This is a genomic window from Paenarthrobacter ureafaciens (genome assembly GCF_004028095.1).
Classification (GTDB): Bacteria; Actinomycetota; Actinomycetes; order Actinomycetales; family Micrococcaceae; genus Arthrobacter; species Arthrobacter ureafaciens.
This window is the reverse complement of record NZ_SBHM01000007.1, coordinates 1,291,117-1,304,564: the sequence shown is the minus strand read 5'-3', so window position 1 is coordinate 1,304,564 and position 13,448 is coordinate 1,291,117. Positions and strand designations below refer to the sequence as shown.

Sequence of the window (13,448 nt, the reverse complement as noted above, 5' to 3'; positions counted from 1 at the left end):
GCGCGACCGTCCGATGTGTGGTCGGGACGGGAAACTGTCAGTGGAACCCGGCATAATGACGCAAATGGGGAAACTTAGGAATCTGGTCTTGGGACTCGCTGCGCTGATGATGGCCGGCTCTTTGACAGCCTGCGGCGATGGCCGTGAGGGTGCCGAGAACGCCGCCAAGCAGCTGGCCTCGTCGCTGGAAGCGCTCGACGTCGGTCAGCTCGCCGTTCAGGGCAAGGACGCCGCGGCGGCGAATGACGAACTTAAGGCGGTGTTCCAGGGACTCGGTGCGAAACCTTCGGTCCAGTCCGGAGAGGTGAAGCTCGACGGAGACACCGCAACCGTCCCTTTGAATTACAGCTGGAACATCGGGTCCGCCCAATGGGAGTACAGCCTGGAGGCCTCCCTTAAGAAGGACGGGGACAAGTGGGCCGTTCAGTGGAACCCCGGGCTCCTGGCGCCTGAACTGACAGACGGAGAGACGTTGTCCGCCAAGACGGTTCCGGCCCAACGCGGCGGGATTCTTGGTGCCGGTGACACGCCGATCGTTGAGGACCGGCCGGTTTTCCGTGTGGGGATCGACAAAACCAAGGTTTCCGAGGATCAATCCGATGCCTCGGCCCGCGCCATGGCTGCCTTGCTCGGCTTGGACGTTGAAGAATACGCGAAGCAGGTTGCCGCTTCCGGACCGCAGGCGTTCGTTGAAGGAATTGTGCTCCGGGCCTACACGGCAGACATCACCGAGGCGAAGATCAAGGCAATCCCCGGCGGTGCGAGCATCGCCGATTCCATGGCGCTGGCACCGACGCGTACCTTCGCGCGGGCCCTGCTGGGCTCCGTGGGACAGGCCAGTGCCGAACAGATCGAGAAGTCGAACGGTGCCTTGCGGGCAGGCGACAGCACCGGGACCGGTGGCCTGCAGCAGAAGTACGACTCCCTTTTGCGCGGCAAGGACGGCGTGGAAGTGGTTGCTACCGCCAAGCCCGCAGCGGAAGGCGGGACCCCGGACACCAAAGTGCTCTTCTCGACCCCGGCTGAAGCGGGTACCACCCTCAAGACCACGCTGGACCTGAAACTCCAACAGCTGGCTGAAGAAACCCTCGCCAACATTGAACCGGCGTCCGCGATCGTTGCCCTCAGGCCGTCCACGGGGGCTGTGCTCGCGGCAGCGTCGGGTCCCGGCAGCAACGGTTACAACACGGCTTTCCTGGGCCAGTACGCGCCGGGTTCAACCTTTAAGATCGTGGACTCGCTGGCCATGTTCCGCAATGGTGCTACGCCGGATTCCAAGGTCGACTGCCCGCCGACAGTCACCGTGGACGGCCGCACTTTCAAGAATGCCGAGGGTTACCCGGAAGGTTCCCTGGGATCGGTCGCCCTCCGGGATGCCTTTGCACACTCCTGCAACACCGCATTCATCAATGCCCGGGATACCGTCACCCAAGCCCAGTTGGAGTCGGCGGCAACGGCACTTGGTGTGGCGGTTGAGGCCCCCAAGCTGGGTGCGGACGCATTCCTTGGGTCCGTGCCCGGCGAAGCTGAAGGCACCGAGCACGCGGCGTCCATGATCGGCCAGGGCAAGGTCCTGTTCTCACCCTTGGCCGCAGCGGTGATGGCCGCTTCCGTGGGCAACGGAGCTCCGGTCTCACCCCAGTTGGTGTTGAATGCAGACGCCGCTGATGCGGAAACCCGGAACCCCGACGCCGGTGCTGCGCCAGCGGAAGGCGGCACCGCGTCGCCGTCGTCGGCTTCCGCCACGGCAACCACAACGCCGTCCCCGGCGTCCACCAACCCGATCACCAAGGAAGAAGCCGCTGGGCTCTCGGACATGATGCGGGCCGTGGTGACATCCGGGCACGCCGGGTTCCTGGCCCAGGTTCCGGGGGCGCCTGTGGGCGCGAAGACCGGAACGGCTGAGTTCGGCAACGAGGATCCGCCAAAAACCCATGCATGGATTGTTGCTGTTCACGGAGACCTTGCGGTGGCAGTATTTGTCGAGGACGGCGGCTTGGGCGCAACCACCAGCGGACCCTTGCTGAAGTCATTCCTGACTGCGGCAGGCTAACGGGAGGCTGGCATGGAGAAACCCACTCAGTGCGCTGTGGTCGGCGGAGGTCCGGCCGGCATTGTGTTGGGTTTGCTCCTTGCAAGGGCCGGAGTCCACGTCACCGTGTTGGAGAAACACGCCGATTTCCTCCGGGACTTCCGCGGTGACACGGTGCACGCCTCCACCCTCCGTTTGCTCGATGAGTTGGGGCTGGGTGACGGGTTCCGGCAACTCCCGCAAAGCAGGATGGACAACTTCCGGCTCCCCGCCGGCTCCGGGGAGTTTGTGTTGGCGGATTTTGGGCTGCTGAAGGAGCCATACAACTACGTGGCCATGGTGCCGCAATGGGACCTTTTGAACTTCCTGGTGGACGCCGCCCGGCAGGAACCCTGCTTCACGCTCATCATGAATGCCGAGGCGACGGACCTGCTGACGGATGGCTCCGGGGCGGTCGCCGGCGTGCGCTACCGCATCAAGGATCCAATCACCGGTGGAACTTTGGAGACCCATGACCTGCAGGCTCCCCTGACGGTTGCCTGCGACGGCCGGGGATCGGTGCTGCGCGCAAAGTCGGGCCTGACCCCCAAGGAGTTCCCGGTCCCCTTCGATGTGTGGTGGTTCAGGCTCTCCCGCGACCCGGAAGAAATAGAACGGGTGGCCTCCATTTCCCCGCGCTTTGGCGACTCGGATGTCCTGCTCAGCCTGACCCGCAGGGATTACCACCAGATCGCCTACCTGGCAGCCAAGGGCTCGGACCCGGAGTTGCGGGCCGAAGGAGTGGACGCCTTCCGAAACCGGATCGCGCGGTTGCGCCCCGATCTCTCCGACCGTGTGGGTGAGATCCTGTCCATGGACAATCTTCACCTGCTCGATGTGAAACTCAACCGGCTTGCCACCTGGCACAAGCCCGGTCTCCTCCTGATCGGCGACGCAGCCCATGCGATGTCCCCCGCGGGCGGGGTGGGAATCAACCTGGCGGTCCAGGATGCGGTGGCTGCCGCCAGGATCCTGGCGCCGGCACTGTTGGATGGCAGTTTGGATGACCACACCCTCGCTGCGGTCCAGAAGAGGCGCTGGCTGCCCACAGTCATCGTGCAAACGTTCCAGCGACTCATGCACCGGGCCATCTTCAACCAGGTCATGGCGGGCAAGCAGCCGAAACCACCCAGAGCGCTGGTCTTCCTGAGCCGCAAGTTTCCGCTCTTCCGTAAGGTCCCTGCGCGGATGCTGGCTTTTGGTCCGCTGCCCGAACACGCACCCGGCTTTGCGCGACGGAAGCCGGACGCATAGCCAAACCTTCCGGAGCTGGTGCGCCGACGGTGCGGTGCGCCGCGTAGCCGGGCACCGCCGTCGAGCATTAACCCGTGCCGTGGGAAGATTGGGCGGTGGCCCATATTGACGTTTCCGGCATCGACTACTTCCTCTCCGACGGCACCCAGCTCCTGAACGGTGTGGCCTTCAAGGTCCCTGACGGCACCAAAACGGCTCTGATCGGTCCGAATGGAACCGGCAAAACGACGCTCTTCAAGATCATCTCCGGCGATCTCACTCCCGACGAGGGCGTGGTGGGACGCTCCGGAAACATGGGCATCATGCGCCAGTTTGTGGGACAGGTGCGCGACGAGTCCACCGTCCGCGACCTCCTTGTCTCCACGGCCCAACCCAACCTCGCCGCAGCTGCCAAAGCGGTTGAGGAAGCCGAACTGGCGATGATGGAGCGGGACGACGAGCCCACCCAGATGAAGTACGCGCAGGCCATTGTGGATTGGGGCGACGCCGGTGGTTACGACGTCGAGACCGTGTGGGACGAAGTTTGCATGGCTGCTTTGGGGATCTCCTTCGACAAAGCACAGTTCCGCCGCGCCTCAACACTGTCCGGCGGCGAGCAGAAGCGGCTGGTGCTGGAGGCGTTGTTCGCCGGACCGGATGAACTCCTGCTGCTTGACGAACCGGACAACTACCTGGACGTTCCGGGGAAGCGCTGGCTTGAGTCCAAGCTCAACGAATCCAAGAAGACTGTGCTCTTCATCAGCCACGACCGCGAGCTGCTCAACAACGCTGCCGGACGCATTGTGACGCTGGAACCAGGCATCAACGGTGCCAGCGCGTGGATCCACGGCGGCGGTTTCGCCTCCTACGTGGAAGCCCGGGCCGATCGGAACGCCCGGTTCGAAGAACTGCGCAAGCGGTGGGACGAGGAGCACGTCAAGCTCAAGGAACTCGTCAACATGTACAAGAACAAGGCTGCCTTCCGCTCGGATATGGCCAATCGCTACCAGGCTGCGCAGACGCGCCTGGCCAAGTTCCTTGAGGCCGGACCACCGGAAGCGTTGCCCATTGAGCAGAATGTGCGGATGCGGCTGAAAGGTGGACGAACCGCCAAACGTGCAGTGGTTGCGGAGAACCTGGAGTTGACCGGCCTCATGAAGCCGTTCTCCACGGAGATCTGGTTTGGCGATCGTGTCGGCGTGCTTGGCTCCAACGGATCAGGCAAGAGCCATTTCCTTCGTTTGCTTGCCACCGGCGGCACCGACCCGGAGCGCGAGCATTTGCCGGTGTCCGACGTCGTCATCGCCGAAGTTCCGCACGAGGGGACCGTGAAGCTGGGCGCCCGCATCCGCCCCGGGTTCTTCGCACAAACCCATGTCCGGCCGGACCTCCTTGGCCGCACCCTGCTGGAGATCCTGCACCGTGGCGACGAGCACCGTTCGGGACTGCCCCGCGAAGCAGCCGCCGGTGCGCTGGATTCCTACGGCTTGGCCGGCCAGTCCGAACAGAAGTATGAGTCGCTCTCCGGTGGCCAGCAGGCACGGTTCCAGATCCTGCTGCTGCAACTCTCCGGGGCTACCCTGCTGCTCCTCGACGAGCCGACCGACAACTTGGACCTGCACTCGGGCGAGGCCCTCGAGCGGGCTATTGACGCTTTCGAGGGGACTGTCCTGGCCGTGACCCACGACCGGTGGTTCGCGAAGTCGTTCGACCGCTTCCTGGTGTTCGGGTCCGATGGCAAGGTGTACGAATCCGAGGAACCGGTCTGGGACGAGAAGCGCGTGGACCGCGCCCGCTAGTCCGGTTCCTCTCCCACATCCCACCCCCTTTTGACCGACGCTCTTGCAGATACTGCGAGAGCATCGGCGGTTGAGGGGCGGGATGTGAGAGGAGGATGGTGGGAACGTGTCGGGATGTGATAGAGCAACGGTGAGCAAATGATCACACTTGGTGATCATTTGCTCAAGAGCTGATAGCCTGAAGACATGGGAACAGCCGACCGCCACCGCTTAATCGGTGAATTGCTGCGAACCCGCGAGGCTGTGACAGTCGATGAGCTGATGGCCGAATGCGGTGCTTCCGGTGCCACCATCCGGCGCGACTTGGAGATCCTCGCCGCCAACGGAGTGCTTAAGCGCGTCCACGGAGGCGCGCGGAGCCTCCTCTTCAAGGGCGATAACCCCGGCTACGGCCAGCGGGAGTTGGAAGACCACCAGGGCAAAGTCAGGATCGCGGCAGCCGTGGACGCCCTGCTCCAGGACCGCGAACACGTCTGGTTGGACAGCGGTTCGACGGCAACGGAAATTGCCCGCAGCATCGGAAAGCGCCAACTGACCGTCATGCCCATGTCCCTGCACAGTGTGGATGCTTTGGCAGGGGGACGTCCTGAGCTGATCCTGCCCGGAGGACGGCTGGTCCCCGGCGAGCTCTCCTTCCGCGGACCCATGGCTGAAGCCAACGTGCGGTCACTGCGTTTTGATACGGCCGTCATCACGCCGTGCGCGTTCAACCTCAAAGACGGACTCCTTGCCCACGACCTCGATGATGCGGCAGTGAAGCGGGCCGGCCTGGAATCAGCGTCGAGGGTGATAGTGGCAGGCTCCGGCAGCAAATGGAGGGCCAGCGCCCTTGCCTTGGTGGCTGCGATGGACGCAGCCGACGTACTGGTTACCGATGTGGAACCGGCCCCCAAAGATCTTTCCTTGCTCGACGAACTCTCTGTGGAAGTTGTGATTGCATGACCACCAGCACCCGAACCGTCCCCAACGTGAACGCGGCCGCAATAGCCACGTTTTTCGTCTTCGGCATGAACGGGCTGGTCTTTGCCAGTTGGGCTGCCCGCATTCCCGCCGTTACCGAAGCGCTCAGCCTCACGTCCGGACAGATGGGCAGCCTCCTGCTCTGCACCGCGGTGGGCTCCCTCCTGGCGCTGCCAACGGCGGGCTGGGTCGTAGGACGGATCGGGACCGCCAACACGGTCCGGACGGCCGGGGCGGTGGCAGCGGCAGCCGGGGTAGGGATCGCCGTTGCCCTCATGGCGGCCTCTGTTCCCGTGATGGCCGTCTCGCTGTTCTTCTTCGGCATTGGCATCGGCCTGTGGGACGTCGCCCAAAACATCGAGGGCGCCGACGTCGAACACCGGCTCAGGCGCACCATCATGCCGCAGTTCCATGCCGCCTTCAGCGGCGGCGCGTTCGTTGGCGCGCTCATCGGTGCGGGCCTTTCACACCTTGGCGTGGGCCTGCCTGAGCATCTGCTGGTCATTGCAGGCATCGCATTGGTACTGGCGCTGACGGCGCCGCGCTACTTCCTGCCGCACGCGCCAGTTGTTGAAGCGTCCGACGGCGGCACTGACGTCAAGCGCGGACCTTCTGCCTGGCGGGACGGCAGGACGCTGCTCATCGGCGTCGTGGTCCTGGGGGCGACCCTGACGGAAGGCGCGGGCAACGACTGGATTGCCAAGGCAGCGGTCGATGGCCTGGGAACGTCGGAAGGGGGAGGCGCCCTGCTCTTTGCCCTGTTCGTTGCCGGCATGACCCTCATGCGTTTCCTCGGTGGCAAGGTGATCGACAAGTTCGGTCGGGTGGCCGTACTCCGGGCAAGCATGGCTGCCGCTGCGGTCGGCTTGGTCCTGTTCGTCCTGGCGGACAATGTGGTTCTGGCTGGAGCCGGCGCAACCCTTTGGGGCGTCGGAGCCGCCCTGGCCTTCCCCATGGGGATGTCCGCTGCCGCCGACGACCCCAAACATGCTGCAGTCAGGGTTTCCGTGGTGTCGACTATCGGGTACGTAGCTTTCCTTGCGGGTCCTCCCCTGCTGGGTTACCTGGGCGACCACACAGGTATCCACAATGCGCTCCTGGCCATTGGAGCACCTATTCTGGTTGCCCTTCTGCTGGCTGGCGTCGCGAAGCCCTTGCCTGCCACACAGGAGAAGTAACCGCAGATAGATTCTCCTGGATGCATATCTTCATGAAAGGGACCCACAGCAGCAGCGTCACGCCCACTCCCACGCATGCACCACCAAGGACATCGCTGAGCCAGTGGGCGGAGAGATAGGTTCGGCTGGCCATCGTGACGAGGATTCCCGCGATGGCCAGAAGCTTGAACCACAGCTTGCCTGTGAGCAGTACGAGGGTCATGAGAAAGACGGCCGTTGCGGATACATGCCCTGAAGGGTATGAACCAGTGTCCGTCAGGACCTTTGCGCCTTCAGGACGATCGCGCCCAACCACTGCTTTGGCAAGCTGGGTCACTCCCAACGCAATCAACGCCGCGAGGGCGGAGAAGAGGGCCATCTTCGGCCTGCGCCAGAGGAGCAACACCGCCACCAAGAGGACTTCCAGAATGAGCACGCCCACATAACCGAGCCAGTTCAGGAAGGCATTGACCTGGTCCCAGAACGGCGAATGAAGCGTAAAGATCAAGGCCTGCCACTGGGTGTCTACCCCGTTGAACGCCGGTTCGCCCTGCCCGGCGAGGATCAAAAGTCCGGGCACGAGGAATGCCGTCAACAACAGCGCGGCAGGTGCGACGAGCAGCGAGCTTGGCCGGTGGCGGGGTTCCAATATGCGTGGCATGCCTTCATGGTAGCCAGAGCTTCCTGGGCATTCGGGGGAAGGGACCTCCGCCGAACTACGGAGCGGGGCGATACTGTGGGTTGATGCGAGGCTTCCCGGGCATAGGTCCCCACAACGTGACGAAATTCGATCACTTCCTCGTGCGGGCCGTATCCCGCCAGCGCCAGGGCAACCACGACGACTTCTTCCGTTACCTGTCCGCTGCCGCCACCAAGGGCAAGCTGTGGTTCGGCATCGCGGGGGTCATGGCGACCGTTCCGGGCAGGCCGCGCCGGGCCGCGCTGCACGGTTTGCTCGCCTTGGGCGTCGCGTCCGCCGTCACGAACCTGGTTTTCAAGACCGTCCTGCCGCGCACCAGGCCCTCGCCCGATCACCTTCCTGTTTTCAGGTTCGTGAATCCTCAGCCCACCAGCTCATCGATGCCGTCGGGACATTCCGCCTCGGCAGTGGCCTTCGCGGTGGGAGCCGGGATCGTTTCACCGGCAATCGGCCTCGCTTTGGCTCCCGTGGCTGCCGGTGTGGCCTACTCGAGGGTCCACACGGGCGCCCATTGGCCCTCGGATGTTGTCTTCGGTTCGGCCCTCGGCGCCGGAGCCGCCTTATTGACGCGCAAGTGGTGGCCGGCCCGTCCGCCGGAGCCTACGCCCCGGCGGACTCCGGCGGACGTACCGGCAATCGCCGACGGCGACGGGCTGGTGATCGCCGTCAACGCCATGGGAGGGTCTTATACGCCAGAGACCGGCGAGCTGCTCAAGAAACTATTCCCCAAGGCGCATATACACGAGATCGCTGAGGGAGAAGACGTCGAGGCAGCTGTCCGCACTGTGGCGTCAAGACCCGAGGCCGTCGCTCTGGGGGTATGGGGCGGTGACGGAACGGTAGGCACTGCGGCGGCTGCCGCCGTCGAACATTCCCTTCCACTACTGGTCCTGCCGGGCGGAACGCTCAACCACTTTGCCCGCGACCTGGGCAGCAACTCCATGGACGATGCCGTGGAAGCGCTCACCAAGGGCTGGGGCGCCTCTGTGGACCTGGGCTGGGTGGTGGTGCAGCGCGGTCTGCCGGAGATGCCGGAAACCATCGAGCTGGCCATGCTCAATACGGCCAGCGTGGGTGTTTACCCCAACCTGGTGAGACGGCGTGAACGTTTGCAGCCGGCACTCGGTAAGCCGCTGGCGAGCCTGGTGGCATCGCTGCGGACCTTCGCGGTGAACTCCCCCACCACGCTCAGAGTGGACGGCGTCAGGCACAAGCTGTGGATCATGTACATGGGCCGTGGACGCTACTACCCCGCTGACCATGCGCCCATTCGCCGCCCGGTGCTGGACGACGGCGTCCTGGACTTGCGGATGATTTCGGCGGACGAGCCGTTCGCCCGTGCCCGGTTGCTGTGGGCAGTGGTGACCGGCACTGTAGCCTCCTCCAAGGTGACGCACCTGTCCGAGGCCGGCAGCATCACGATTGAGGCCGCGGACCAGCCCCTGGCCCTGGCCGTCGACGGTGAGGCGAAGGCCAACGTCCGGAGTGCCGAATTCTCGATCCGGACAGGCGGACTGCGCGTGTACTCGCCGCTTCCCCCGGTGGGATAACCGGCCGGATATCCGGGCGGATATCCGGGCGGGTCATCCGGTAGGACTACCCTGACCGGACCCTGAATCATCCCTGGGACAGGCGATTTCCTTCTCTTCCCTGACTAGCGTTTAAGTACATTCACAACTCATCTGCACGTACACGTGTCTAGGGAGGGAACGCTTCCATGATCGAAGCAAAAGGCCTGACGAAGGTCTACGGCGAAAAAACAGCCGTAGGTGGCGTCAGTTTTACGGTCCAGGCCGGCCGGGTAACGGGCTTCCTCGGCCCGAACGGTGCCGGCAAGTCCACCACAATGCGCATGATTATGGGACTGGACACGCCCACGTCCGGCTCCGTGACCGTGAACGGCGTGCCATTCGAAAAGCATGTGGCTCCCCTGCGTGAGATTGGCGCCCTGCTGGATGCCAAGGCAGTCCACACCAGCCGCACGGCTTACAACCACCTGCTGGCCATGGCAGCAACGCACAGCATCCCCAAGAGCCGTGTGCGTGAAGTGATTGAGATGACCGGCCTGGGCGATGTTGCCAAGAAGAAGGTCAAGGGATTCTCGCTCGGCATGGGACAACGCCTGGGCATCGCCGCCGCGCTTCTGGGGGATCCCCAGACAATCATCCTGGACGAGCCGGTGAACGGCTTGGACCCTGAAGGCGTCGTGTGGGTCAGGAACCTGGTCAAGTACCTGGCGTCCGAGGGCCGCACGGTCTTCCTGTCCAGCCACCTCATGAGCGAAATGGCACTCACGGCAGACCACCTGATAGTGATCGGCCGCGGCAAGATCATCGCCGATGCTCCCATCGCCGACATCATCACCGGCAAGGGCCAGGCCCGCACCCGCGTCCGCACCGATCAGCCTGAACACCTCATGCAGCTGCTGGCCGGGCAAGGCGTTTCGGTGGAGGTCCACGAACGCGAGCTTCTGGAGGTAAGTGGACTTGATCCACGCGCCATCGCACGCACCGCGTTGGACAACCAGGTCATGGTCTACGAACTCACGCCTCTCCAAGCGAGCCTCGAGGAGGCCTACATGGAGCTGACCAAGGACGAGGTGGAGTACCACTCGCACATCAACACCGGGACGTCGGTTCCCGCTTCGGCCGGAGGGAAGAACTAGTGAGCACCGCAATCACGGACAGCAAACCCACACGCACCCCGGTGGGCCCAGGACCGGCTTTCCACCGGGTTCTGAACTCCGAATTCATCAAATTCCGCACTCTGCTTTCGACCCTCATCCTCCTGGCCTCCACGGCTGTGGTCATGGTCGGCTTCGCGGCCTTGGCTGCATGGGGAACAGGACAGTTCGCCGACCAGGCAGCCCGCGATCCTGAAGCGGCCGCCGCGATGGCAGCCCAGGGCGGAGACCTGGCCGTCAGCATTCCGACGTCCGGAATCTCGTTCGCCCAGCTCATCCTTGGCTCCCTGGGCGTGCTGCTCATGAGCTCGGAATTCACCACCGGCATGGCACGTTCCACCTTCGCCGCCGTGCCCAAGCGCCTCTCCCCGTTCCTGGCGAAGCTCATTGTGGTGGTGGTGAGCGCGTTCCTTCTGACCGCTGTTGCCACGTACGTAGCAGGGCTCGTTTCATTGCCGATCGTGGATAACTACAACCTCAAGCTGGACCTTGGCAGCTCGCAGTCCATCAAGCTCCTGCTGGTGAACAGCATCTATGTGGCCGCCGTGGCTGCGATCGGCATGGCCCTGGGAACGATCGTCCGGAACTCGGCCGGTGGCATCATGAGCCTCGTCGGCCTGTTGTTCGTGGCTCCCATCGCATTCCAGCTCATCCCCGGCGATTTCTTCAAGGAAGCCAACAAGTACCTCCCCACCAGCACCATCAACCCGATGACCGCCGTCGAGCACGTCCCGGACACGCTGGAAGCGTGGCAGGCCGCGCTGGTGCTGACCGCCTGGGTTGTTGTGCCGGTGGCAATTGCCATGGTTCTGCTCAAGAAGCGGGACGTCTAGGGCGTTTAGGCTCTCTTCATGATCGAAGTCCCACAAAGGAAGGACGCGTTGGCCGGTCCGGCTGACGCGTCCTTCGCGGAAATCACCCAGCGCCGCCGCGGACGCGTGCGGCGCTATTTCTACGAGCACCCGCTGGCCATGGATGCCGTGGTGGTCTCTTGCTATGTGCTTCTGGCGCTGCCCACCATCATCTCTTCGGTCATCGAGGGCAAGTGGCTGGTCACGTCATTCCTTTTGCTCATCGCCCTGGCACTGTGGTTCCGGCGGCAGAGCCCGATTCATGTGGCGGCCGCCGTTGCCCTCCTGGAAATCGCCGCTACCATCCTCAACCCTTGGGGATCGAACGTCTCGGCGGGTCTTTGGTTCGCCCTTTACGCCGTAGCATCCGCCAGAAAGCGTCCCGTTGCCTTCGTGGTGCTGGGCGCGGCCAGCCTCCCCCTGAGCTTGCTCTATCTCTTCATGTGGACTAGCCCCAGCAACATGGACACGCTCCGGGAGGTTCCGGAGAACTTCCACCTCATCAACAACATCGCCACGGCCGTGACCATCATGCTGTCCAACCTCCTGGCCACGGGAATCGGCATTTCGGTCCGGGAGCGCCGGGAGCATGAGGCGGAGATCGCCGCCTGGGTGGCTCGCACGACCCAGCTGGGCAAGGTCACCGAGCGCAACAGGATCGCCCGCGAGATGCACGACGTCGTGGCACACTCGCTCACGGTCATGGTGAGCCTTTCCGACGGTGCGGCAGTGGTAGTGAAGAAGGATCCCGAACGCGCCGGCGAGGTGCTTGGTGAACTATCCAGGACGGGGCGGAACGCCTTGGCTGACATGCGCAGGGTATTGGGCGTCCTAAGGGACGATTCCGGCCGTCCGGCGCCGCTCACACCGTTGGAATCGGGACACAACCTTTCCAAGCTGCTGGATGGATTCCGGACGGCAGGGCTTCCGCTTCACTATGCTCATACGGGACCCGCGCTCCCGGCCGATCCTGCGTTCGAACTGACGGTCTATCGGATTGTCCAGGAATCGCTGACCAACGTCCTGAGGTACGGAAGGTCGCTGAGCCGGGTGGACGTGCAGGTGGCGCGCAACGGCGACCTGGTCACCATCGACGTGCTCGACGACGGCCGCGGAACCAGGGACGGCAACGGGAAGGGAAGCCTGGGCACCGGCCAAGGAATTGCAGGCATGCGGGAGCGGGCCGGAATCTACGCCGGAAAAATCGGGGCCGGACCTGGCAGGAACGGCGGCTGGGCGGTACACGCCGAGCTGAACTGGAACGGCGACAAGGGGGAGTAATGAGGGACTACGAACTGACAGGTCAAGGGACCATCAAGATCCTGTTGGTGGATGACCAACCACTTCTGAGGATGGGCTTTCGGCTGATCCTTGAGGGCGAAGATGACCTGACGGTGGTGGGCGAAGCATCGGATGGCGCAGAGGCCGTCCGCCTGGTGGAAGAGCTGCAGCCGGACGTCGTCCTCATGGACGTCCGTATGCCCGCCATGGACGGCATCGAAGCCACCCGACGCATATCGGCCGCGGGTGCTGATGCGAGGGTCATCATTCTTACCACCTTCGACCTCGATGAATATGCTTTCTCCGGTCTGCAGGCCGGGGCGTCCGCCTTCCTCCTGAAGGACGTTGCTCCCGCTGAGCTGGTCCACGCGGTTCGGGTGGTGGCCAGCGGGGACGCAGTGGTGGCACCGAGGATCACCCAACGTCTGCTGGAGACTTACGTCCGCGGGGGACACACGCCAGGGATCACGCCGGCCCGCCGTGACCCTCTGCTGGATGAACTGACTCCGCGCGAAACGGAGATCCTCACCACCATCGCCGAAGGCCTGTCCAACGCCGAGATTGCCCACAAATTCTTCTTGTCCGAGGCAACAGTGAAGACCCACGTGCGCCGTATCCTGAGCAAGCTGCAGTTGCGGGACCGCGTGCAGGTGGTGGTCTACGCCTACGAAACCGGGCTCGTGGTGCCCAGCAACCCGGACTACTGATCCGGA

The 13,448-nt window shown here is 63.9% G+C and carries 11 protein-coding genes; 10 read left to right on the top strand and 1 reads right to left on the bottom strand.

Features of this window, described 5'->3' with window-relative positions; all coding sequences use genetic code 11:
- Positions 1-64: 64 nt before the first annotated feature.
- The 5 genes from AUR_RS10385 to AUR_RS10365 all read left to right on the top strand — a co-directional run bounded on the left by AUR_RS10385 (position 65) and on the right by AUR_RS10365 (position 7,241).
- Positions 65-2,053 carry a penicillin-binding transpeptidase domain-containing protein gene (locus AUR_RS10385; RefSeq protein ID WP_031216748.1) on the top strand — a complete coding sequence of 663 codons (1,989 nt, stop codon included), beginning with the start codon at positions 65-67 and terminating at the stop codon, positions 2,051-2,053.
- A gap of 12 nt (positions 2,054-2,065) precedes the next feature.
- The gene (locus AUR_RS10380; RefSeq protein ID WP_062098892.1) at positions 2,066-3,325 is read left to right on the top strand and encodes an FAD-dependent oxidoreductase; all 1,260 of its coding nucleotides are present in this window, start codon (positions 2,066-2,068) and stop codon (positions 3,323-3,325) included.
- Positions 3,326-3,420: 95 nt separating this feature from the next.
- Positions 3,421-5,103: an ABC-F family ATP-binding cassette domain-containing protein gene (locus AUR_RS10375; protein WP_128397249.1), complete on the top strand. Its 1,683-nt coding sequence runs from the start codon at positions 3,421-3,423 to the stop codon at positions 5,101-5,103.
- Positions 5,104-5,289: 186 nt separating this feature from the next.
- Positions 5,290-6,045, top strand: a complete 756-nt coding sequence (locus AUR_RS10370; protein ID WP_128397141.1) for a DeoR/GlpR family DNA-binding transcription regulator — start codon at positions 5,290-5,292, stop codon at positions 6,043-6,045.
- Positions 6,042-7,241 carry an MFS transporter gene (locus tag AUR_RS10365; protein ID WP_062098886.1) on the top strand — a complete coding sequence of 400 codons (1,200 nt, stop codon included), beginning with the start codon at positions 6,042-6,044 and terminating at the stop codon, positions 7,239-7,241. The genes AUR_RS10370 and AUR_RS10365 overlap by 4 nt, the downstream gene beginning before the upstream one ends.
- On the opposite strand, the gene AUR_RS10360 is transcribed toward AUR_RS10365, so the two are convergent.
- Positions 7,177-7,881: a phosphatase PAP2 family protein gene (locus AUR_RS10360; protein WP_062098884.1), complete on the bottom strand. Its 705-nt coding sequence runs from the start codon at positions 7,879-7,881 to the stop codon at positions 7,177-7,179. The genes AUR_RS10365 and AUR_RS10360 overlap by 65 nt on opposite strands.
- 83 nt (positions 7,882-7,964) lie before the next feature.
- Here AUR_RS10360 and AUR_RS10355 point away from each other — a divergent pair, with 83 nt between their 5' ends.
- From AUR_RS10355 to AUR_RS10335, 5 genes are all read left to right on the top strand, one after another.
- On the top strand, positions 7,965-9,470 hold the full coding sequence (locus AUR_RS10355) for a bifunctional phosphatase PAP2/diacylglycerol kinase family protein (RefSeq protein WP_021473335.1): 1,506 nt from the start codon (positions 7,965-7,967) through the stop codon (positions 9,468-9,470).
- Between the two features lie 167 nt (positions 9,471-9,637).
- Entirely contained in the window at positions 9,638-10,585 is a 948-nt protein-coding gene (locus AUR_RS10350) for an ABC transporter ATP-binding protein (RefSeq protein ID WP_062098882.1), read from the top strand.
- On the top strand, positions 10,585-11,436 hold the full coding sequence (locus AUR_RS10345; protein ID WP_021473333.1) for an ABC transporter permease: 852 nt from the start codon (positions 10,585-10,587) through the stop codon (positions 11,434-11,436). The genes AUR_RS10350 and AUR_RS10345 overlap by 1 nt, the downstream gene beginning before the upstream one ends.
- Before the next feature lie 18 nt (positions 11,437-11,454).
- A complete protein-coding gene (locus AUR_RS10340) occupies positions 11,455-12,735 on the top strand; it encodes a sensor histidine kinase (protein ID WP_021473332.1) in 1,281 nt (426 codons plus the stop codon).
- Positions 12,735-13,442: a response regulator gene (locus tag AUR_RS10335; protein WP_021473331.1), complete on the top strand. Its 708-nt coding sequence runs from the start codon at positions 12,735-12,737 to the stop codon at positions 13,440-13,442. Before AUR_RS10340 ends, AUR_RS10335 begins: the two co-directional genes overlap by 1 nt.
- Positions 13,443-13,448 lie beyond the last annotated feature (6 nt).